The organism is Streptomyces bacillaris, from assembly GCF_003268675.1.
GTDB lineage: Bacteria > Actinomycetota > Actinomycetes > Streptomycetales > Streptomycetaceae > Streptomyces > Streptomyces bacillaris.
This window is the reverse complement of the sequence record NZ_CP029378.1, coordinates 1,447,306-1,468,399: the sequence shown is the minus strand read 5'-3', so window position 1 is coordinate 1,468,399 and position 21,094 is coordinate 1,447,306. Positions and strand designations below refer to the sequence as shown.

The following is a 21,094-nucleotide window of genomic DNA, read 5'->3' as shown; positions in this document are numbered from 1 at the left end:
CCCACCCCTGGAGCAGTCACCATGGCCATCGACCTCACCGGCCGCCCCTTCCTCAAGGAGCTGGACTTCACCGCCGAGGAGTTCCTCGGCCTGGTCGCGCTGGCCGGTGAGCTGAAGGCGGCCAAGAAGGCCGGGGCCGAGGTGCTGCGGCTGCGCGGGAAGAACATCGCGCTGATCTTCGAGAAGACCTCGACCCGTACGCGCTGCGCGTTCGAGGTCGCCGCCGCCGACCAGGGCGCCTTCACCACCTACCTGGACCCCTCCGGCTCCCAGATGGGCCACAAGGAGTCGGTGAAGGACACCGCCCGGGTGCTCGGCCGGATGTTCGACGGGATCGAGTACCGGGGCGACAGTCAGCAGGTGGTCGAGGAGCTGGCCGCGTACGGCGGGGTCCCGGTCTTCAACGGGCTCACCGACGACTGGCACCCCACCCAGATGCTCGCCGACGTGCTGACCATGACCGAGCACAGCGGGAAGCCCGTCACCGATCTGGCCTTCGCCTACCTCGGGGACGCCCGCTTCAACATGGGCAACTCCTACCTGATCACCGGCGCCCTGCTCGGCCTCGACATCCGGATCGTCGCCCCCGAGATGTACTGGCCGGCCCCTTCCGTCGTGGCCCAGGCGGAGAAGCTCGCCGCCGTCAGCGGGGCGAAGGTCACGCTCACCACCGACGTCACCGAGGGGGTCCGGGGCGCCGACTTCGTCGCCACGGACGTCTGGGTCTCGATGGGGGAGCCCAAGGAGGTCTGGGACGAGCGCATCGCCGCCCTCGCCCCGTACGCCGTGACGATGGACGTCCTGCGGGCCACCGGCAACCCGGACGTCAAGTTCCTGCACTGCCTGCCCGCCTTCCACGACCTCGGCACCCAGGTCGGCCGGGACGTCCACGCCGCCCACGGCCTCACCGAGCTGGAGGTCACCGACGAGGTCTTCGAGTCGGCGCACTCCGTCGTCTTCGACCAGGCCGAGAACCGGATGCACACGATCAAGGCCGTCCTGGTGGCCACGCTGGCGGGCCCGTAGTCACACCCGTACACGGGCAGGGATTCGCATGCTCATACACCCGATTGGGTGAACATGCGCGGAGGTGGCTACCATGTCGCCTCTTGGTGGGGTTCGGGCTCTGACGCGCCCGGACCCCTTTCCCGTGCCGCCCCCGCGCGGACGGGACCGTCCCCCCACTGCACCACCAGAGAAGAGAACGTCCCGCATGAGCCCCGGCCTGCCGAACTCCGGCACCCCGAAGCGCACCGGCCCCTCCCTGCCCGGTCTGCGCCGCAAGAGCCCCGCCCAGCTCATCGCCGAGTCCGGCGGCGACCTGGAGGGCCACGGCCTCAGGCGGACGATGGGCCTCTTCCAGCTCGTCTGCTTCGGCGTCGGGGCCATCGTCGGCACCGGCATCTTCGTCGGCCTCTCCGACACCGTCTCCGAGGCCGGGCCCGCCGTCGTCATCTCGTTCGTCCTGGCCGCGATCACCTGCATCTTCACCGCCTTCTCCTTCGCGGAGCTGGGCAGTGCGATCCCGGTCTCCGGAAGCTCGTACTCCTTCGCGTACGCCGCCCTCGGCGAGCGCACGGCGTTCCTCGTCGGCTGGTGCCTGATGCTGGAGTACGGCGTCTCGGTCTCCGCGGTCGCGGTGGGGTGGAGCCAGTACGTCAACGAGCTGCTGAACAGCCTGATCGGCTGGCAGCTGCCCGCCGCCGTCTCCGCCGGGCCCGGCGACGGCGGGGTGATCAACCTCCCGGCGGTCGTCGTGATCGCCATGGCCGCCACCCTGCTGGTGCGCGGTGTCCGGGAGAGCGCGGGCGCGACCGCCGCCATGGCGGTCCTGAAGATCGGCATCCTGCTGGCGTTCTGCGTGATCGCCTTCACCGCGTTCCAGGACGACAACCTCGTGCCGTTCGCCGGTCACGGGCTCGGCGGGATCACGGCGGGCGCCTCGCTGGCGTTCTTCTCGTACATCGGCTTCGACGCCATCACCACCGCCGGCGAGGAGGTCAAGAACCCCCGCCGGAACATCCCCATCGCCATTCTGATCTGCATCGGCGTCGTCACGCTGCTCTACTGCGCGGTGGCGCTCTCGGCCATCGGCGCACTCGGCGCGGACGCCGTCTCGGACAAGCCCGCGGCCCTCTCGCTGGTCGTCAACCAGGTCACCGACTCCGCCGTGGGCGGGGGCATCATCGCCTTCGGCGCGGTCGTCGCCATCGCCTCGGTGGTGCTCGCCGTGATGTACGGGCAGACCCGCATCCTGATGTCGATGTCCCGCGACGGGCTGATCCCGCGCGTCTTCGAGCGGGTCTCGCCCCGGACCCACACCCCGGTCGCCAACACCTGGATCGTGGCCTGTGTCTTCGCCGTACCGGCCGCCTTCGCCTCGCTGGACGTCGTCGTCAACCTGACGACCATCGGTACCCTCGCCACCATGGTCGCGGTCAACGTGGCCGTCGTGGTGCTGCGCCGCCGCAACCCCGAGCTGGAGCGGACCTTCCGGGTGCCGCTCTACCCGGTGAGCCCGGTGCTCGGCGTCGTGTTCTGCCTGTATCTGATGTACGGGACCGGCTGGACGACCTGGCTCCAGTTCGCGGTCTTCCTCGCCGCCGGATCGCTGCTCTACACCTGCTACGGGCGCAAGCGGTCCCGGCTGGTCAGCTCTCCGGCGACGGACCCGGCTGGGACGGTATCGCCGGAAGCGTGAACCAGACGGCCTTGCCGTGCTCCGTGGTGCGGTGACCGCAGGCGGAGCTGAGGGTCCGGATCAGCAGCAGACCGCGCCCGTGCTCCTGCCAGGGGTCCACCTCGAACCCCGGCCGGGGCCGGGAGAGGTCGCCGGGCGGCGCCGGGTCGTGGTCGTGCACCTCGACCTGGCAGCCGGTCGGCAGCAGCTCCACGACCAGCTCGATCGGCTCGCTGCTCACCGTGTGCTCGACCGCGTTGGCCACCAGCTCGGCCGTCAGCAGCTCGGCGGTATCGCTGTCCGCCGGGGCGTCGATGTCCGACAGGGCGGTGCGCACGAGGGCGCGGGCGATCGGCACGGCTGCCGTGGAGTGCGGCAGGGCGATGCGCCAGGAGGCGGGAGCGGAGGGATCGGGCGGCACGGCGGGGTTCCGTTCGGGAGCTGGTCTTCCTTGTAGCGGGACTTCTCGACTCATCGTGGTCACTCGACTCGTCATCGGGGTCACACGACCGGTCATCGGGGTCTCTCGACTCGACGTCGGGCTCCGACGACCTGGTGTCGGGGTTTCTCGACTCATCGGCATCGCGTATCGAGACTTCCTGGGGACTTCCTGGGGTCAACCTTACGAACCGCACGGCCCCGGCCATAGAGCCGGTCGGCCGGTGCAAACAGGACTTTCGCCACAACAGTCTCACGGCTCGTCTATTGCGACCTCGTGACGACAGTCACGCACGAGTGATAACTTCGGTGGTGGAATGCGCCCCGCGCCCGGTCGGCAACCCGCCCGAATGCTGAAGGGAACCCCTTCATGAGTTCGTATCCCAGCTCCGCCCAGCGCGTGGAGGAGTGGCGCCACATCCGGGTCACCCGGGACGACGGTGTGGTGACCGTCACACTGGACAGGCCCGAGAAACTCAACGCCCTCACCTTCGGCGCCTACGCCGATCTGCGCGACCTGCTCGCCGAGCTGACCCGGGAGCGCTCCGCCCGGGCCCTCGTCCTCGCCGGGGAGGGGCGCGGCTTCTGCTCCGGCGGGGACGTCGACGAAATCATTGGCGCCACCCTCGCCATGGACACCGCCGCGATCCTGGAGTTCAACCGGATGACCGGCCAGGTCGTACGGGCCCTGCGCGAATGCCCCTTCCCCGTCGTCGCGGCCCTCCACGGGGTCGCCGCCGGGGCCGGAGCGGTGCTGGCCCTCGCCGCCGACTTCCGGGTCGCCGATCCCACCGCCCGCTTCGCCTTCCTCTTCACCCGGGTCGGCCTCTCCGGCGGCGACATGGGCGCGGCCTATCTGCTGCCCCGGGTCGTCGGCCTCGGCCACGCCACCCGGCTGCTGATGCTCGGGGACGCCGTCCGGGCTCCCGAGGCCGAGCGGATCGGGCTGATCAGCGAGCTGACCGAGGAGGGGCAGGCCGACGCCCGCGCCGCCGAGCTGGCCCGCCGCCTGGCGGACGGCCCCGCGCTCGCCCTCGCCCAGACCAAGGCGCTGCTCACCGCCGAGCTGGACATGCCGCTCGCCGCCTCCGTCGAGCTGGACGCCAACACCCAGGCCCTCCTGATGCACGGCGAGGACTACGCGGAGTTCCACGCCGCCTTCACCGAGAAGCGGCCCCCGAAGTGGCGGGGGAGGTAGCCGTGGCGGGCAGCGGACCGTCCGTGCGGCGCATCGCGGTCATCGGCGGCGGACCCGGCGGGCTCTACGCCGCCGCCCTCCTCAAGCGGCTCGACCCGGCCCGCACGATCACTGTGTACGAGCGCAACGCCCCCGACGACACCTTCGGCTTCGGCGTCGTCCTCTCCGACGAGACCCTCGGCGGCATCGAGCACGCCGACCCCGAGGTCTACCGCGCCCTCAGCCGCGCGTTCGTCCGCTGGGACACCATCGACATCGTCCACCGCTCCCGCACCCACACCTCCGGCGGCCACGGCTTCGCCGCCCTGGGCCGCCGCCGGCTGCTGGAGATCCTGCACGAGCGCTGCACCGTCCTCGGCGTCGACCTCCGCTTCCGCACGGAGGCCCCGCCCGCCACCGAGCTGGCCGCCGGCCACGACCTGGTCATCGCCGCCGACGGGGTCAACAGCGTGACCCGCCGGGCCCACGCCGACGTCTTCGGCCCCTCCCTCACCGAGCACCGCAACCGCTACATCTGGCTCGCCGCCGACTTCGCCCTCGACGCCTTCCGCTTCGAGATCGCCGAAACCCCGTACGGCGTCATGCAGTTGCACGGCTACCCGTACGCCGCCGACGCCTCCACCGTCATCGTCGAGATGCGCGAGGAGGTCTGGCGGGCCGCCGGACTCGACAGCTGCGACCCGGCCGAATCCACCGCCCGCTGCGCCAAGTTCTTCACCGAGGCCCTGGACGGCCGGCCTCTGCGCTCCAACAGGTCCAGCTGGATCGCCTTCCGTACGGTCACCAACTCCCGCTGGTCGCACGGGAACACGGTCCTCATCGGGGACGCCGCCCACACCGCGCACTTCTCCATCGGCTCCGGCACCAAACTCGCCGTCGAGGACGCCCTCGCGCTCGCCGCCTGCATCGAGGAACAGCCGGACCTGCCTGCCGCGTTGACGGCGTACGAGGCCGAGCGCCGCCCGGTCGTCGCCTCCACCCAGCGGGCGGCGGCGGCCAGTCTGCGCTGGTTCGAGGAGCTGGCCACCTATGTGGGCCAGCCGCCCCGCCGCTTCGCCTTCAACCTGCTCACCCGCAGCCGCCGGGTCACCCACGACAACCTGCGGCTGCGCGACGCCTCGTTCACCGCCGCCGTGGAGGAGGAGTTCGGCTGCCCGCCCGGCACCCCGCCGATGTTCACCCCCTTCCGGCTGCGCGGTCTGGAGCTGCGCAACCGGGTGGTCGTGTCGCCCATGGACATGTACTCGGCCACCGACGGGCTCCCCGGCGACTTCCACCTGGTCCACCTCGGTGCCCGCGCCCTCGGCGGCGCCGGGCTCACCATGACCGAGATGGTCTGCGTCAGCCCCGAGGGCCGCATCACCCCCGGCTGCACCGGTCTGTGGACCGACGAACAGGCCACCGCCTGGCGGCGGATCACCGACTTCGTCCACACCTCCGCCCCCGGCGCGGCCATCGGCGTCCAGCTCGGCCACTCCGGCCGCAAGGGCTCCACCAAGCTCATGTGGGAGGGTATCGACCAGCCCCTGGAGACCGGCAACTGGCCCGTGTCGGCCGCCTCCCCGCTCCCGTACCGGCCGGGCGTCAACCAGGTCCCGCGCGAGCTGGACGCGAACCAACTTGGCGCAATCCGGGACCAGTTCGTGGCGGCGGCCCGCCGGGCGGCCACCGCCGGGTTCGACCTCCTCGAACTCCACTGCGCCCACGGCTACTTGCTCTCCGGCTTCCTCTCCCCGCTCACCAACCACCGCACCGACGGCTACGGCGGCCCGCTGGAGAACCGGCTCCGCTTCCCCCTCGAAGTCTTCGACGCCGTCCGCGAGGTCTGGCCGGCCGAGCGGCCGATGACCGTCCGCATCTCCGCCACCGACTGGGCCGAGGGCGGCACGGACGCGGCCGACGGCGTGGAGATCGCCCGCGCCTTCGCCGCCCACGGGGCCGACGCCATCGACGTCTCCACCGGCCAGGTGGTGCCCGAGGAGCGCCCCGAGTACGGCCGCTCCTACCAGACCCCGTACGCCGACCGGATCCGCAACACCGTCGACGTCCCGGTCATCGCCGTCGGCGCCATCTCCTCCTGGGACGACGTCAACTCCCTGCTCCTCGCGGGCCGCGCCGACCTCTGCGCCCTGGCCCGCCCGCACCTCTACGACCCCCACTGGACCCTCCACGCGGCGGCCGAACAGGGCTACACCGGCCCGGGCGCCCCCTGGCCCCTCCCGTACGGCGCGGGCAGCCGCACCCCGCCCACCGGCCGCACGGACGCCCCGAAGCCCCGGCTCGCCCTGGACTGACCGGAACCGGAGACATCGTCAACTCCCTTCATTCACAACGAAGAACGAGTAAAATCAACTGTCTACTCGGGGGAGGGCAGATGTCCGAACTACTGGCTGCCGCCGCAGTCATCGCACCATTCGTCAGCACCGCCGCGATCTCCTTCGCCGGGGCCGTCGTCGACTCCGCACGGGACCGGCTGGCGGACAGCGCGGTGGAGCGGGGGCGGAGGCTGCTCGGCGCGGCACTGCACCGGGGCAGTGAGGAGCCGCCCCTCACCGCGGACGACACCGAGGCGGTCGCGGCGATCGAGGGGCTGCACCTGCGGGAGCGGGAGATGCTGGAGAGCGCCATCGGGCGATGGCTGGCCGACGGCGGTGATCTGAGCGCGGGGTCCCTCGTCCACTCCATCGGGACCGTCCACAGCGAGTACAGGTCGGGTGACCGGATCCAGGCGACCACCCACGGGCCCAACTCCCCGGCGATCGGCACCGTGCACACGGCGACCTTCAACTTCCCCGGCGGACCGGACGGCGGGACGGCTTGACGGCCGAACCACCGTTCCGGGGCGACGCCGTCACCCATGGGCCCAACTCCCCGGCGATCGGTTTCGTCGGCAAGCTCTTCCTGAGTGTCCTGGTCGGGGACTCGGTCGACCTCACCGACCGGGCCCGGCGCTGGAGCCTGTGGAACTGGCCCCCGTTCCTGCTGGTGGTGACGCTCGTGGCCGCCTCCCTGGTCGCCGCCCCGGACGGGCCCGCCCGCCAGTTCCTCTGGGTCCACCTCGCGCTCGGCCTCTCGGTGGCCCTGGTGCTCGTCCGGCTGGTCCTGCCGGTGCGCAAGGGCCGACCTCACTGGCGCGTCCTGATGTCGGCGACGGCCCTGATCGGCTCGCTGACCGGAGTGGTGGGCATGGACCACCTGGCGGACCACGGTGAGCTGGACGTCACCGGCCGCAGCCGCATCGGCGGCGGCCCGTTCACCGACGGCTCCTCGGCCGGCCTCGTGGTGGACAGCCCGGCCTACCGCGCACGGCTGCGGCTGACCCTCACGATCCGGGACGCCGACCGCGCCACCCAGTTCTGCGCGCCGGAGACCCGCTACTCCGCACAGCTTCGAGGCGTCACGAGCACCCGCGTCGAGGACGTGCGCGGCGGGCAGACGATCGGCTTCCCCCTGGGCGGGCTCCAGGGCCCGATCCATGTGGAGATCACCCTGCGGACCGACGAGGGGTGCTGGATGAACCTGTCCGTCACCCGCGCCGTCCTGCACGACTGAGAGGACACCGTGGCATCCATCCGTGACAGCAGCCGCCGGGCCCGGCCCCGGACCGTCCGGCTGGCCGGCGGCCTGGCCGCGCTGGGCCTGCTGGTGACCTCAGCCGCTTGCTCCGCCCCCGCGGTGGAGCGGGAGTTCCTCGGTGTGAAGCGGGTGACGGTCGCGATGCACAACGACCTGCCCGGCCTGTCGTACTCCTCGAACTACGACCGCTCCGGCCTCGACTTCATCATGCTCCAGCACATCGAGGAGGAGATCGAGGTGCCGTTCAGCGAGCCCGTCGACGTCTCATCGGGGGACCGGATCACCCAACTCCTGCAAGGCAAAGCTGATATGACCATCGCCTCGTTCTCGATCACCGCCGAGCGGATGGAGGAGATCGACTTCGTCGGCCCCTACCTCAAGACCCGCCAGGGCTTCCTCGTCGGCCCCGGGAGCGCCGAGGTCGAGAGGCTGCGCGACCTGCGCGGCAGCCGGATCTGCACCTGGCAGGGAACCACCTCGGTCGAGGCGCTGGGCGGCATCAGGGAGAGCAGCGGCTCCGACCCCGTCGTCCTGACCGACGCCTCGGACTGCATCGACCAGTTGGTGGAGGGCCAGGTGCAGGCGGTCTCCACCGACCAGGCCATCCTCTACGGTTTCGCGCGGCAGTACGAGAAGGAGGGGCTGCGCGTGGTGCCGGACGTCACGATAGGAGCGCCGCAGCACTACGGCATCGGGCTGCCGAAGGGGCACACCGAGGACTGCCGCAGGCTCGCGTCCTGGCTGATGAGGCACGTCGGGACCAGCGGTTGGATCAGGGACGTGGAGACCTCGCTACCCGCCCTGATCAAGGCGGACCCGGGCTGGATCAGCAGCCACAAGCCGAGCGCCGCCGAGATCGAGGCCCGCTCCTGCCGGAACAGCATCAGCCCCTGACGAACCGCTCCCCGGCGTCTCGCAGCCGCTCGTGCAGCTTGCCGAAGACCTCCGCCGAGCGCCCGCCCGGCCACCCCTCCGGCAGCAGCTCCTCCGGCAAGCCCGGGTCGGCGTAAGGGAGTTGGCGCCAGGAGTCCAGGGCCAGCAGATAGTCCCGGTAGGCGTCCTGCGGGCGCGGGCCCTCCTCGGTGGCGGGGGCCGCCTCCCACTCCCTCAGCACCGGCTCGTGCAACTCCAGGAAGTCCTGGTGGAGTCGGGCCACCGCGTCTAGGTCCCACCAGCGGGCCACCGACTCCCGGGTCGCGGCGAACCCCAGGTGGTCGCCGCGGAACAGGTCGACGTACGGGGCCAGTTCGAGCCGCTCCAAGGTGTGCCGGGTCTCCTCGTAGAGTCCGGCCGGGGCGATCCACACCCCCGGGGCCGCCGTGCCGAAGCCGAGCCGGGCCAGCCGGGAGCGCAGCAGATGACGCTTGCTCCGCTCGGCCTCGGGCACCGAGAAGACCGCCAGCACCCACCCGTCGGCCAGCCGGTGCGCCGGACGGTCGTAGATCCGCCCGTCCCCGTCGTCGAGCAGCTGGCGGGCGTCCGGCGACAGGGCGTACCCCGCCGAGCCGTCCGCCGTCCGCGCCGCCACCAGCAGCCCGCGCCGCTTCAGCCGCGAGACGCAGGAGCGTACGGAAGGGGCGTCGACGCCCACGGCGTGGAGCAGGCGGATCAGCTCCGACACCGGGAACGGGGCGTGGTCGGCGGGCCGACCGTAGGCGCCGTAGAGCGTGACGATCAGGGAACGGGGGGTGCGCAGCTCGGCCACGTGATCACTCTAGGGGCAGTCTTCCCGGAGCAGGAAGCGCTGGAGTTTGCCGGTCGCGGTGCGTGGCAGCGACTGTTCGAAGACGAAGACGCGCGGGCATTTGTGTGGGGCCAGGTTGGCCTTCATGTGCGCGCGCAGCGAGTCCGCGGTCTGCTCCGAGCCCTCCGTCAGCACCACGTGCGCCACCACGATCTCCCCGCGAAGTTCGTCCGACCGGCCGACCACCGCCGCCTCCGCGACCTCCGGATGGCGCAGCAGGGCGTCCTCCACCTCGGGGCCCGCGATGTTGTAGCCCGAGGAGATGATCATGTCGTCGGCGCGGGCCACGTAACGGAAGTAGCCGTCCGGTTCGCGGACGAAGGTGTCGCCCGTCAGATTCCAGCCGTGCCGGACGTACTCCGTCTGCCGGGGGTCGGAGAGATAGCGGCAGCCGACCGGTCCGCGCACGGCGAGCAGCCCCGGCTCGCCGTCGGGCAGCTCCTCGCCGTGCTCGTCGACCACCCTGGCCTGCCAGCCGGGGACGGGGACGCCCACGGTGCCGGGGCGGATGGCGTCGTCGGCGGCGGAGATGAAGATGTGCAGCAGCTCGGTGGCGCCGATGCCGTTGATGATGCGCAGCCCGGTCGCCTCCTGCCAGGCGTGCCAGGTGGCGGCCGGCAGGTTCTCCCCGGCCGAGACACAGCGGCGCAGTGCGGAGAGGTCGTGGCCGTCCAGCTCCCCGAGCATCGTGCGGTAGGCGGTCGGCGCGGTGAAGAGGACCGAGACCCGGTGGCGTACCAGCGCGGGCAGCAGCTGCCGCGGCCCGGCCTGCTCCAGCAGCAGCGTCGAGGCCCCGGCCCGCAGCGGGAAGACCAGCAGCCCGCCGAGGCCGAAGGTGAAGCCGAGCGGCGGGCTGCCCGCGAACACGTCGTCGGGGACGGGCCGCAGGACCTCGCGGGAGAAGGTGTCCGCGACGGCCAGCAGATCCCGGTGCAGGTGCATACAGCCCTTGGGCTGCCCGGTGGTCCCCGAGGTGAACGCGATCAGCGCGACCTCGTCGGCTGCCGTGTCGACCGCCCGGTACGGGCCGGAGCCGGTGTGCGCGGCCGCCAGCCGGGTCAGGTCCCCGGGGTCCTCCCCGCCGTACAGCGTGGTCCGCAGCCCCTTCACGTCCGCCTCGGCCAGATCCGCGGCCGACCGCGCGTCGCACAGCGCGTGGCTCACCCGGGCGAGTGAGCAGATGGTGGCCAGCTCGCCCGCCCGGGCCTGCGCCAGGACGGTCACGGCGACCGCGCCCGCCTTCATGACGGCGAGCCAGCAGGCGGCCAGCCACGGTGTGGTGGGGCCGCGCAGCAGCACCCGGTTGCCGGGCACCACGCCCAGCTCGCCGGTCAGGACGTGCGCGATGCGGTCCACGGTCTCCCGCAGCTCCCCGTAGCTCCAGACGCTCCCGTCGCCCGCGTGCAGCGCGGGGCGGTCGGGCCCCCGCTCCTCGACCGTGCGGTCGAGCAGCTCATGACCGCAGTTGAGCCGATCGGGGTACTGCGGCCCGGGCGGGCCGAGGAGGAGCCGTGGCCACTGGTCCGGTGGTGGCAGGTGGTCGCGCGTGAACGTGTCGGTGTGCGCGCCGGGGACGCGTACGGACGCGTCGGCGGCGGTGGGCGTGTGCGGCGTGCTCTTCGGCGTGGTCGAGGAATTCGGCTCCATGAAGGATCGCCCCCTTGTCGCTTCTGGAGCGTATCGTTTGGGTGACGGTAGTCAACGGTCCGCGATAAGACGGTTCCGCGGCAAGACTGGGACGCGCCAACACGCAGACGCGAAATGACCAGAGAAGCGACAAGAGAGGCGCCGCCATGACGGCATTCTCCCTCGAACCGGAACAGACCGCCTGGTGCGAGGAGCTGCGCACCCTCGCCGAGGAGAGGCTCCGTCCGCTGGCGGAGAAGGGGGAGCCCGGACGCGTCAACCGCCCGCTGCTGGCCGCCCTCGGGGAGCTGGGCCTGCTGGACCGGATGTTCGGCTCCGGCGCGCTGGAGCTGTGCCTGCTGCGGGAGTCCCTGGCCCGGGGATGCACCGAGGCCGAGACCGCGCTCGCCCTCCAGGGGCTCGGCACCACCCCCGTCGTCCGGGCCGGCACCCCCGCCCAGCGCGAGCGCTGGCTCCCCGGTGTCCGGGCGGGCCGGACCGTCGCCGCCTTCGCCCTGAGCGAGCCGGGCGCGGGCTCGGACGCCGGGGCCCTCTCCCTGGCCGCCGAGCCCACCCCCGGCGGCTGGCGGCTCACCGGCGAGAAGTGCTGGATCTCCAACGCCCCCGAGGCCGACTTCGCCACCGTCTTCGCCCGCACCACCCCCGGGGCAGGATCGCGCGGGATCACCGCCTTCCTGGTCCCCGCCGACCGCCCCGGACTCACCGGCCACCGCCTCGACATGCTCTCCCCGCACCCCATCGGCACCCTGGAGTTCGACGGCGTACCGGTCACCGCCGACGACATCCTCGGTGAGCCCGACCGGGGCTTCCGGGTCGCGATGGACACCCTCAACCTCTTCCGCCCCAGCGTCGGCGCCTTCGCCGTCGGGATGGCCCGCGCCGCCCTGGACGCCACCGTCGCCCACACGGCCCGCCGCACCGCGTTCGGCGGCCCCCTCAGCGACCTCCAGGCCGTCTCCCACCAGGTGGCCGAGATGGCCACCCGTACGGAGGCCGCCCGCCTCCTGGTGTTCGCGGCGGCAGCGGCGTACGACGCGGGGGAGAGCGGGGTGCCGCGCCGCGCCGCGATGGCCAAGCTGTACGCCACCGAGACCGCGCAGTACGTCGTCGACACCGCCGTCCAGCTGCACGGCGCCCGGGCCCTGCGCCGCGGCCATCTGCTCGAACACCTCTACCGCGAGGTCCGCGCGCCCCGGATCTACGAGGGCGCCAGCGAGGTGCAGCGCGCCATCATCGCCAAGGAGCTGTACGCGACGGCGGCCGCCCGGCAGGCCGAGGCGCGGCAGACACCCGTCCAGGAGCCCGCAGCCGACCCCCGTACCCAGGAGCCGACCGTATGAGCCCGTCCCACCGGATCAACCCGGCCGAACTCTCCCCGCCCACCGGCTTCTCGCACGCCGTCGTCGCCACCGGGGGCCATCTGGTCTTCCTGGCCGGGCAGACCGCCCTCGACACGGACGGCAAGGTCGTCGGCGCCACCCTGCCCGACCAGTTCGCCACCGCGCTCACCAATCTGCTCACCGCCCTGCACGCTGCGGGCGGTGCCCCCGCCGACCTGGCCCGCGTCACCGTGTACGCCACCGATGTGGCCGACTACCGCTCCCATGCCCCCGAACTGGGCCGGATCTGGCGCAGGCTCGCGGGGCGCGACTACCCGGCGATGGCGGTCATCGGGGTGGCCCGGCTCTGGGACGAACAGGCGATGGTCGAGATCGACGGGGTCGCCGTACTGCCCTGAGACGGGCGCCGCCCGGCCCCGGCCATGCGTGCCGGGGCCTGGTCACGGTCCGGACTCCGGGAGGAAATACCGAAACAACGACCCCGTAAAGAAACCGTCAAGAAGGTCGCGTTAGGCTTGCCGGGTGCGGCACCACATGGAACACCCCCAGCACCAGTCACTGCGGCTCCTGCACCCTCTGCTGACGAAACGTCACAACCGCCCCCGGCCCAGGCGGGCCGGAGCGCGCGCGGCGTGCCGGTCCGGTGAATCCGCTGGGGCGATATATCTGTATTTGGTGCCCCCTATCCCGGTTGTCCCCATCTCGGCCGTCTCGCCGCCTGACCCGGACACCGCCCCGTGATCGCGCTCATCCTCTTCCATTTCGCGCTGGCGGCCTGTGCGGGCCCCCTGGTGCACCGGTTCGGCCGGCGCGCCTTCGTCGTGCTCGCCCTGCCCCGGCGGCCGCCGCGGGCTGGGCGCTGACGCAGTGGAACACCACCGCCTCCGGTGACGCGGTCACCTGGTCCTGGCAGTGGATCCCGGACTACCGGGTCGGGCTCGACCTCCGCCTGGACGCGCTCTCCGAGCTGATGGTCCTGCTGGCCACCGGGGTCGGCGCGCTCGTCCTGGTCTACTGCGCCTCCTACTTCCGCGACGACACGCCCCAACTGGCCCGGTTCGCCGGGAACCTGCTGGCCTTCGCGGGCGCGATGGTCGCCCTGGTCCTCGCCGACGACCTGATCACGCTCTATGTGTTCTGGGAGCTGACCACGGTCTTCTCCTATCTGCTGATCGGCCACGGCAGCGAACACCGGCACAGCCGCCGCTCCGCCCTCCAGGCCCTGACGGTCACCACGCTCGGCGGCCTCGCCATGCTGGTCGGCTTCCTGATCGTCGGTCACGCCGCCGGGACGTACCGGATCTCCGCGATCGTGGCCGACCCGCCGGAGACCACCCTCGCGATCTCCGTCGCCCTCGTCCTGATCCTGAGCGGTGCCCTGTCGAAGTCCGCGATCTGGCCGTTCTCCATGTGGCTGCCGAACGCCATGGCCGCCCCCACCCCGGTCAGCGCCTATCTGCACGCCGCCGCGATGGTGAAGGCCGGTGTCTACCTGGTCGCCCGGCTCTCCCCGGCCTTCGCCGACGTACCCGTGTGGAAGCCCGTCGTCCTGGTGCTCGGCGGGGCCACCATGCTGCTCGGCGGCTGGCGCGCCCTGCGCCTCAACGACCTCAAGCTGGTCCTGGCCTACGGCACCGTCAGCCAGCTCGGCTTCCTCACCCTGCTCGCCGGCACCGGCAACCGGAACGCCGCCCTCGCCGCCGTCGCGATGATCCTCGGCCACGCCCTCTTCAAAGCGCCGCTCTTCCTCGTCACCGGCATCGTCGACCACGCCACCGGCACCCGCGACCTGCGCAGACTCTCCGGCGTCGGCCGCTCCCTGCCGTACGTCGCCGGGGTCGCCGTCCTCGCCGCCGCCTCCATGGCCGCCCTGCCGCCACTCCTCGGCTTCGCCGCCAAGGAAGCCGCGTTCGAGGCGCTGCTGCACGGCTCCACCGCCGACCGGTGGGCGCTGGCCGTCGTCGTCGTGGGCTCGGCGCTGACCACCGCGTACACCCTGCGCTTCGTCTGGGGCGCCTTCGCCCGCAAGCCCGGCGTTCCCGACACCCCCGTGCACCGCGTCGGCTGGGCCTTCCTCGCCCCGCCCGCCCTGCTCGCCGTCCTCGGCCTGGTCCTCGGCCCCGCCGTCGGCCTGACCGACCGGCTGCTCTCCGCGTACGCCGACACCTATCCGGCCGCCGAGGACCCCTACCACCTGGCCCTCTGGCACGGGTTCGGCCTCGCGCTGCTCCTGTCCGCCGTCGCCTGGGCCGCCGGTACGGGCCTCTTCCTCGCCCGGAACACCGTCACCAAGCTCTCCCGCCGCGTCGCCTGGCCCACCGCCGACAGCGTCTTCGGCCATCTGCTGCTCGGTCAGGAACGGCTCGCCCTCCAGGTCACCGGCTTCATCCAGCGTGGTTCCCTCTCGGTCTACCTGGCGACCACGCTGCTGGTGATGGTCGGCGGCCAGCTCGCCGTCCTCATCACCGACACCCCGTGGCAGGACGCCCCCGCCCCCGGCTCTGGGACAACTGGCTCCAGGGCGGTGTGGCCGTGCTCACCTGCATCGCGGCTCTGCTCTGCCTGACCGTACGGCGCCGCATGAAGGCGGTCGTCCTCAGCGGCCTGATCGGTTACGGCACCGCCCTGCTCTTCGTCGTCCAGGGCGCGCCGGACCTGGCGCTCACCCAGTTCTGCGTCGAGACCGTGGCGATGATCGTCTTCGTCCTGGTGCTGCGCCGGATGCCGGTCCACTTCGAGGAGACCGTCTCGCCCTGGCGGCGCGCGGTCCGCATCCCGGTGGCCCTCGTCGCGGCCGCCACCGTCGGCGTCGCCGTCTGGGTGGCCGCCGCCGCCCGTACCGCGGACCCCGCCGGTGCCGCCATGGTCAAGGAGGTCGCGGACCACGGGTACAAGGACGTGGTCGCCACGATCCTGGTGGACCTGCGCGCCTGGGACACCATGGGCGAGTCCGCCGTGCTGGCCGCCGCCGCGATCGGCGTCACCAGCCTCATCTACCTGCACCGCCGCAGCGACGGCCCGATGCCGCCGGAGGAGCTGAAGGGGCGCACCGCCTGGTCGCTCGCCGCCCAGCACACCATCCGGCTGCCGCAGGGCGACGACGTGGCGCCCGAGCGCAGTTGGCTGGCGGCCGGCTCCACCCTCGCCCCCGAGCACCGCTCGATCGTCTTCGAAGTGGTGGCGCGGCTGCTCTTCCACCCGATCCTGATCCTCTCGGTCTACCTGCTGTTCTGCGCCGAGAACATGCCCGGCGGCGGCTTCGTCGCCGGACTGGTCGCCGGGGTCGCGCTCATCACCCGCTATCTCGCGGGGGGCCGCTTCGAACTGGCCCAGGCCGCGCCCCTGCAACCCGGACTCTTCACCGGACTCGGCCTCTTCATCTCCACCGGCGTCGGCCTGCTCGGTCTGATCGACGGCACGGTGCTGCACGCCTTCACCTACCACGGACACCTGCCGATCTTCGGCGATTTCCACATGAGTACGCCGGTCCTCTTCGACTTCGGCGTCTACCTGCTGGTCCTCGGCGTCGTCCTGGACATCGTCCGGGCCCTCGGCGCCAAGATCGACCGGCAGATCGAACGGGCCGCGGGCGCGCTCAACGCCCCGGGCGGCCCCGCGGCGGGAGGGGACCCCCGATGACCGTCAGTGCCTCACTCCTCGCCACCGCCGTGGTGCTCTGCGCGGTGGGCGGCATCCTGATGCTCACCCGGCCGCTGACCCGCATCCTGCTCGGCGCCGTGATCCTGAGCAACGGGGTCAACCTGCTGATCATCGCGTCGGCGGGCAGGGCGGGTGCCGCTCCGTTGCTCTACGGGGTCGACCTGGACCTGGTCACCGACCCGCTGCCGCAGGCCATCGCGCTCACCGCGATTGTGATCACCCTCGGCACCACCGCGTTCCTGCTCGCCATGGCCTACCGCAGCCACCAGATCACCGGCACCGACGAGGTGCACGACGACCTGGAGGACCGGCGCATCGTGCTCCGCGCCGAAGTGCTCGGCGAGCGCGCCCAGCTCCGCGAGGAGTTCCGCTCGGGCGCCGAACCCACCGCGGACGAGCGCGAGCGCTACCGGGAGGAGCGCCGCAGACTCCGCGACCGGCTCCGCGCCGACCGCGCCCGCCAGGCCCGCGGCCGCGACGCGTCCGGCGACCTCTGGCACGACGTCATCGGCGCCGACCCCGATGACTACGAACGCGACGGCGACGCCAAGGCCGACGACCGCTACCCGAGAGACGAAAGAGGAGCCGCCGGATGAACGCGCTCGTCCCGCTGCCGGTGCTCCTGCCGCTCTGCGCCACCGGACTCAGCCTCACCTTCGGCACCCGGATGCAGCGCTTCCAGCGCTTCATCAGCGTTGCCGTGCTCACCGCCGTACTGGCGCTGTCGATCATCCTGATGATCGCCGCCGACCGGCAGGGCCCGCTCTCCGTCCACCTCGGGGACTTCGCCCCGCCGCTCGGCATCACCCTGGTCGCCGACCGGCTCTCCGGGCTGATGCTCACGGTCTCCTCGGCCGTCACGCTCTGCGTGCTGATCTACTCCCTCGGCCAGGGCATGACCGACCGGGACCGGGAGACTCCGCTCGCCGTCTTCCACCCGGCCTATCTCATCCTGGTCGCCGGGGTCTCCTGCACCTTCCTCGCGGGCGACCTCGTCAACCTCTTCGTCAGCTTCGAGATCATGCTGGTGGCCAGCTTCGTGCTGCTCACCCTCGGCGGCACCGGACCCCGTATGCGGGCCGGTTCCACGTACGTGATCATCTCGCTGTTCTCGTCGATGCTCTTCCTCATCGCCATCGCGATGACGTACGCGGCCCTGGGCACCGTCAACTTCGCCCAGCTCGCCGAGGGGCTGCCCGAGCTGTCCATCGGGGTGCAGACCCTGATCCAGGCGATGCTGATCACCGTCTTCGCCATCAAGGCGGCGGTCTTCCCGCTCGCCGCCTGGCTCCCCGACTCCTACCCGACGGCGCCCGCGCCCGTCACCGCCGTCTTCGCCGGACTGCTCACCAAGGTCGGCGTCTACTGCATGATGCGGACCGAGGCTCTGCTCTTCCCTGGCAACCGGATCGGTGACCTCCTGATGGCCGTCGCCCTGGCCTCGATGATCATCGGCATCCTCGGCGCGGTCGCCCAGACCGACCTGAAGCGGCTGCTCTCCTTCACCCTGATCAGCCACATCGGCTTCATGGTCTTCGGGATCGGCCTCGCCACCCGGGAGGCGTACGGCGGAGCCATCGTCTACGTGGTCCACCACATCACCGTGCAGACCACCCTTTTCCTCGTCGCGGGGCTCATCGAGCGCCGGGGCGGCACCACGGAGCTGACCCGGCTCGGCGGGCTGGCCAAGGCCGCGCCGGTGCTCGCGCTCCTCTTCTTCGTCCCCGCCATGAACCTCGCGGGCATCCCACCGCTCTCCGGCTTCATCGGCAAGCTCGGACTGATGCGCGCGGGTGTCGCGGACGGCTCCACCTGGGCCTGGACCCTAGTGGCGGGATCGGTGGTCACCAGCCTGCTGACGCTGTACGTCGTCGCCAAGGTCTGGAACCTGGCCTTCTGGCGGGCGGCCCCGCCCGGCCAGGCCGAGACGGGCACGGTCCTGGAGTCCGGCGACGACAGCGACGACGACGTCGACGAGGGCCCCGACGGCCTCCCCGGCACCGGTGACGAGGGCGTGACCCCGGTCCCGTCCGGCGGGCCCGTCGCGGCGAAGCTGCGCGAGAAGGCGGTCACCACCACCAGCCGGCTGCCCTGGCCGATGACGGCGGCCACCGCCGCGACCATCGTGCTGGCCCTGTCCTTCACGGTCCTGGCCGGTCCGCTCACGGCCTTCACCGACCGCTCGGCCGTCGAACTGCTCGAACGCACGCCCTACATCGAGGAGGTGCTGGGCCGGTGAGCCGTTTCCTGCGGTTCTCGTACCGCGACGCCGACCTGCCGCCGATGAGCTGCAAGATCGGCCGCCGCGGCCGGGTCCTGGACCTGCCGCTGATCGCCTGGCTCACCCTCATCTGGGTGCTGCTCTGGTCCACCTTCAACCTGGCCAACATCATCACCGGCGTGATCGTCGCGTCCGCCGTCTGCCTGGCCTTCCCGCTGCCCCCGGTCGACCTGGGGCTCCGGCTCCACCCCTGGGGCATCATCCGGCTCGCCGGCTATCTGCTCTACGACATGTACACCTCGGGGGTGAAGGTCACCCGGCAGATCTTCGTCGGGCTGCCGCACCGGGCCGCCGTCATCGGCGTGCCCCTGCGCTGCCGCAGCGACCTGATGCTCGCCGCCGTCGCCGTGGCCGTCTCCAATGTGCCGGGCGGCTCCGTCATCGAGGTGCGCCGGGCCACCGCCACCGTCTTCCTGCACGTCCTGGACGCCGATCTGCCCGAGGAGCTGGACGCCGCCCGGCGCCAGGTCTGGCGGCTGGAGGAGCTGACCGTACGGGCCTTCGGCACCCCCGACGAGATCGCCCGCGTCGCCGAACCGCCCCCATCGCCGCAGCCCGAGGCCGGGAGGCTCGAACCGTGAGCGTTTTCGAACAGATCGACCGCATCCTGCTGACGGCCGCCGTCGTCCTGGTGCTGGTGGCGGGCCTCCTGCTGCTGGTCCGGATCTGGCGGGGCCCCTCCATGCTGGACCGGGCGATCTCGCTGGATGTGATCGCCGCCCTGATCATCGCCGGTCTCGGCGCCAAGTCCGCCTTCGCGCGGGACGCGTTCTACTTCCCCATCATGATGGTGCTGGCCTTCCTCGGATTCACCGGCTCCGTGGGCATCGCCCGCTTCATCGCCGTACGGGACAGGCCCACCGTCACGGCCCCGGCTCCCGACACCGACGAGACCCAGAAGGGCCCGCAGTGAACGCCTGGCTCCAGATCCTCGACACGGCCGGGGCCGTGCTCGTCCTCCTCGGCGCGGCGATCTGCCTGCTCGGGGTGATCGGCATGCTCCGGCTGCCCGACGTGCTCTCCCGCAGCCATGCCGCGACCAAGCCCCAGACCCTCGGCATGATCCTCGTGCTGGCGGGGGTCGCCCTGCGGCTGCGCACCGGCATGGACCTCGCCACCCTCGCGCTCATCGGCTTCTTCCAGATGCTCACCGGTCCGGTCGCCTCGCACCTGGTCGCCCGCTCCGCGTACCGCACCGGACAGGTCCAGCACGAGGAGCTGCTCTTCGACGACCTGGACGAGCAGCTCACCAACGGCAGCAAGAAGTAGCCCGCCCCGTCGCGAGGTGATCACGGAACTGTTCCGGCTCCGGAGATCACCCCACGCCCCCGGTGTCCGCATGCCATGATGCGGGCAATGCCGGACGCTGGGGGGCGTATGGGAAGCACGGGCACAGTGCTGCGCGAACTGCGCGGCGCACAGAAGAGCGCCAAGGGCGTCTCGCTCTACTCGCGGTACGTGAACCGCCCGGCCGGGCGGGTGCTCGCCGCGGGCGCCTACCGGACCGGATTGACGCCCAATCAGGTCACTCTGATCAGTGGCCTGTTCACCTACTCCGCGATCGCGGCGGTGGCGCTCGTCGAGCCGTCCTGGACGCTGGGCCTGGTGGTCTGGGCGGGCCTCGTCATCGGCTTCGCCTTCGACTCGGCCGACGGCCAGCTGGCCCGGCTCACCGGTCGCGGCGGGCCCGCGGGGGAGTGGCTGGACCATGTGGTGGACTGCGGCAAGCTGCTGCTCGTCCACGCCGCCGTGCTGATCTCCTTCTACCGCTTCGGCGAACTGCCCTCGGACGGCTGGCTGTTGCTGCCGCTGGGCTTCCAGCTGGCCGCCGTGGTGACCTTCTGCGCGGGGCTGCTGCGCGAACACCTCGGCAAGGCGGCGGCCGGGCAGGCGACGACGGCTCCCGCCGCCCCGGTCTCCCGGGCGCGGGCCGTCGCCCTGCTGCCCGCCGACTACGGGGTGTTCTGCCTGGTCTTCCTGCTGCTCGGCGCACCCGGAGTCTTCCTGGCCGGGTACGCCGCGCTCGCGGTGGTCCACACGCTCTTCCTGGCGGCCTTCCTCGCCAAGTGGTTCAGGGAGCTGAGAGCGCTCCGTCCCGGCTGACGAGCACGTCCAGCGCCCGGCGCAGCTGGGTGCTGGACGTGTGCACGGTGTACGGGAAGTAGACGACCTCCACGCCGACCTCGGCGAAGTCGCGCTCCAGCTTCTTCCCCTTCTCCGTGCCCCGCCAGTCGTCGCCCTTGAAGATCACGTCGAACCGGACCTGCTGCCAGGTCTCGACCTTGTCCGGCACGGTCTCCACGAACGCCGCGTCGACGAACCGCACACTGCGGACGATCTCCAGCCGCTCGCGCAACGGGATCACGGGCGTGTGGCCCTTGGCGAGGGCGGCCATCTCGTCCGAGACGACCCCGGCGACCAGGTAGTCGCACTGACTGCGGGCGTGCCGCAGGATGTTGAGGTGACCCACGTGGAACAGGTCGTACACCCCTGGTGCGTACCCCACCCTGTGCTGCACCATCCGTATCTC

19 protein-coding genes and 1 pseudogene are annotated in these 21,094 nt (G+C 71.8%); 16 read left to right on the top strand and 4 right to left on the bottom strand.

The window, feature by feature from the left end; genetic code table 11:
- Positions 1-21 precede the first annotated feature (21 nt).
- Positions 22-1,026, top strand: a complete 1,005-nt coding sequence (argF, locus tag DJ476_RS06015; protein ID WP_112490030.1) for an ornithine carbamoyltransferase — start codon at positions 22-24, stop codon at positions 1,024-1,026.
- Between the two features lie 187 nt (positions 1,027-1,213).
- A complete protein-coding gene (locus DJ476_RS06010) occupies positions 1,214-2,701 on the top strand; it encodes an amino acid permease (protein WP_103419555.1) in 1,488 nt (495 codons plus the stop codon).
- On the opposite strand, the gene DJ476_RS06005 is transcribed toward DJ476_RS06010, so the two are convergent.
- Complete coding sequence (locus tag DJ476_RS06005) at positions 2,652-3,101, bottom strand: ATP-binding protein (RefSeq protein ID WP_103419554.1); 450 nt, start codon at positions 3,099-3,101, stop codon at positions 2,652-2,654. The genes DJ476_RS06010 and DJ476_RS06005 overlap by 50 nt on opposite strands.
- Positions 3,102-3,488: 387 nt before the next feature.
- Between DJ476_RS06005 and DJ476_RS06000 the strand changes: the two genes are divergently transcribed.
- The 5 genes from DJ476_RS06000 (at position 3,489) to DJ476_RS05980 (ending at position 8,786) form a co-directional block, all read left to right on the top strand.
- Complete coding sequence (locus DJ476_RS06000; RefSeq protein ID WP_070202414.1) at positions 3,489-4,316, top strand: enoyl-CoA hydratase family protein; 828 nt, start codon at positions 3,489-3,491, stop codon at positions 4,314-4,316.
- Positions 4,301-6,610 (top strand): bifunctional salicylyl-CoA 5-hydroxylase/oxidoreductase, encoded by a 2,310-nt coding sequence (locus DJ476_RS05995; protein ID WP_112490029.1) that lies wholly within the window; start codon positions 4,301-4,303, stop codon positions 6,608-6,610. Before DJ476_RS06000 ends, DJ476_RS05995 begins: the two co-directional genes overlap by 16 nt.
- Before the next feature lie 80 nt (positions 6,611-6,690).
- Positions 6,691-7,137, top strand: coding sequence for a hypothetical protein (locus tag DJ476_RS05990; protein ID WP_112490028.1), 447 nt, complete (start codon positions 6,691-6,693; stop codon positions 7,135-7,137).
- Positions 7,134-7,868: a hypothetical protein gene (locus tag DJ476_RS05985; RefSeq protein WP_103419551.1), complete on the top strand. Its 735-nt coding sequence runs from the start codon at positions 7,134-7,136 to the stop codon at positions 7,866-7,868. The genes DJ476_RS05990 and DJ476_RS05985 overlap by 4 nt, the downstream gene beginning before the upstream one ends.
- Before the next feature lie 9 nt (positions 7,869-7,877).
- Positions 7,878-8,786 carry a transporter substrate-binding domain-containing protein gene (locus tag DJ476_RS05980; protein WP_103419550.1) on the top strand — a complete coding sequence of 303 codons (909 nt, stop codon included), beginning with the start codon at positions 7,878-7,880 and terminating at the stop codon, positions 8,784-8,786.
- Here the strand turns inward: DJ476_RS05980 and DJ476_RS05975 are convergent.
- Together DJ476_RS05975 and DJ476_RS05970 are read right to left on the bottom strand one after the other, a co-directional pair.
- The gene (locus tag DJ476_RS05975) at positions 8,776-9,597 is read right to left on the bottom strand and encodes a PaaX family transcriptional regulator (RefSeq protein WP_103419549.1); all 822 of its coding nucleotides are present in this window, start codon (positions 9,595-9,597) and stop codon (positions 8,776-8,778) included. The genes DJ476_RS05980 and DJ476_RS05975 overlap by 11 nt on opposite strands.
- A 9-nt stretch (positions 9,598-9,606) precedes the next feature.
- Positions 9,607-11,283: an AMP-binding protein gene (locus DJ476_RS05970; RefSeq protein WP_112490027.1), complete on the bottom strand. Its 1,677-nt coding sequence runs from the start codon at positions 11,281-11,283 to the stop codon at positions 9,607-9,609.
- A gap of 146 nt (positions 11,284-11,429) precedes the next feature.
- Between DJ476_RS05970 and DJ476_RS05965 the strand changes: the two genes are divergently transcribed.
- The 9 genes and pseudogenes from DJ476_RS05965 (at position 11,430) to DJ476_RS05925 (ending at position 20,667) form a co-directional block, all read left to right on the top strand.
- Positions 11,430-12,623 carry an acyl-CoA dehydrogenase family protein gene (locus tag DJ476_RS05965; RefSeq protein ID WP_103419547.1) on the top strand — a complete coding sequence of 398 codons (1,194 nt, stop codon included), beginning with the start codon at positions 11,430-11,432 and terminating at the stop codon, positions 12,621-12,623.
- Complete coding sequence (locus DJ476_RS05960) at positions 12,620-13,021, top strand: RidA family protein (RefSeq protein ID WP_103419546.1); 402 nt, start codon at positions 12,620-12,622, stop codon at positions 13,019-13,021. Before DJ476_RS05965 ends, DJ476_RS05960 begins: the two co-directional genes overlap by 4 nt.
- Positions 13,022-13,360: 339 nt before the next feature.
- Positions 13,361-16,262 (top strand): annotated as a pseudogene (locus DJ476_RS05955) (Na+/H+ antiporter subunit A).
- Positions 16,259-16,879 (top strand): Na(+)/H(+) antiporter subunit C, encoded by a 621-nt coding sequence (locus DJ476_RS05950; protein WP_112490026.1) that lies wholly within the window; start codon positions 16,259-16,261, stop codon positions 16,877-16,879. The pseudogene DJ476_RS05955 and the gene DJ476_RS05950 overlap by 4 nt, the downstream one beginning before the upstream one ends.
- Positions 16,876-18,522, top strand: coding sequence for a Na+/H+ antiporter subunit D (locus DJ476_RS05945; RefSeq protein ID WP_070202421.1), 1,647 nt, complete (start codon positions 16,876-16,878; stop codon positions 18,520-18,522). The genes DJ476_RS05950 and DJ476_RS05945 overlap by 4 nt, the downstream gene beginning before the upstream one ends.
- Positions 18,519-19,145 carry a Na+/H+ antiporter subunit E gene (locus tag DJ476_RS05940; RefSeq protein WP_103419544.1) on the top strand — a complete coding sequence of 209 codons (627 nt, stop codon included), beginning with the start codon at positions 18,519-18,521 and terminating at the stop codon, positions 19,143-19,145. The genes DJ476_RS05945 and DJ476_RS05940 overlap by 4 nt, the downstream gene beginning before the upstream one ends.
- Entirely contained in the window at positions 19,142-19,477 is a 336-nt protein-coding gene (locus DJ476_RS05935; protein WP_070202423.1) for a monovalent cation/H+ antiporter complex subunit F, read from the top strand. Before DJ476_RS05940 ends, DJ476_RS05935 begins: the two co-directional genes overlap by 4 nt.
- Positions 19,474-19,833, top strand: a complete 360-nt coding sequence (mnhG, locus tag DJ476_RS05930) for a monovalent cation/H(+) antiporter subunit G (protein WP_070202424.1) — start codon at positions 19,474-19,476, stop codon at positions 19,831-19,833. Before DJ476_RS05935 ends, mnhG begins: the two co-directional genes overlap by 4 nt.
- A 108-nt stretch (positions 19,834-19,941) precedes the next feature.
- On the top strand, positions 19,942-20,667 hold the full coding sequence (locus DJ476_RS05925) for a CDP-alcohol phosphatidyltransferase family protein (RefSeq protein WP_112490025.1): 726 nt from the start codon (positions 19,942-19,944) through the stop codon (positions 20,665-20,667).
- Here the strand turns inward: DJ476_RS05925 and DJ476_RS05920 are convergent.
- A complete protein-coding gene (locus DJ476_RS05920; RefSeq protein ID WP_015612087.1) occupies positions 20,636-21,085 on the bottom strand; it encodes an adenylyltransferase/cytidyltransferase family protein in 450 nt (149 codons plus the stop codon). The genes DJ476_RS05925 and DJ476_RS05920 overlap by 32 nt on opposite strands.
- Positions 21,086-21,094: the final 9 nt, after the last annotated feature.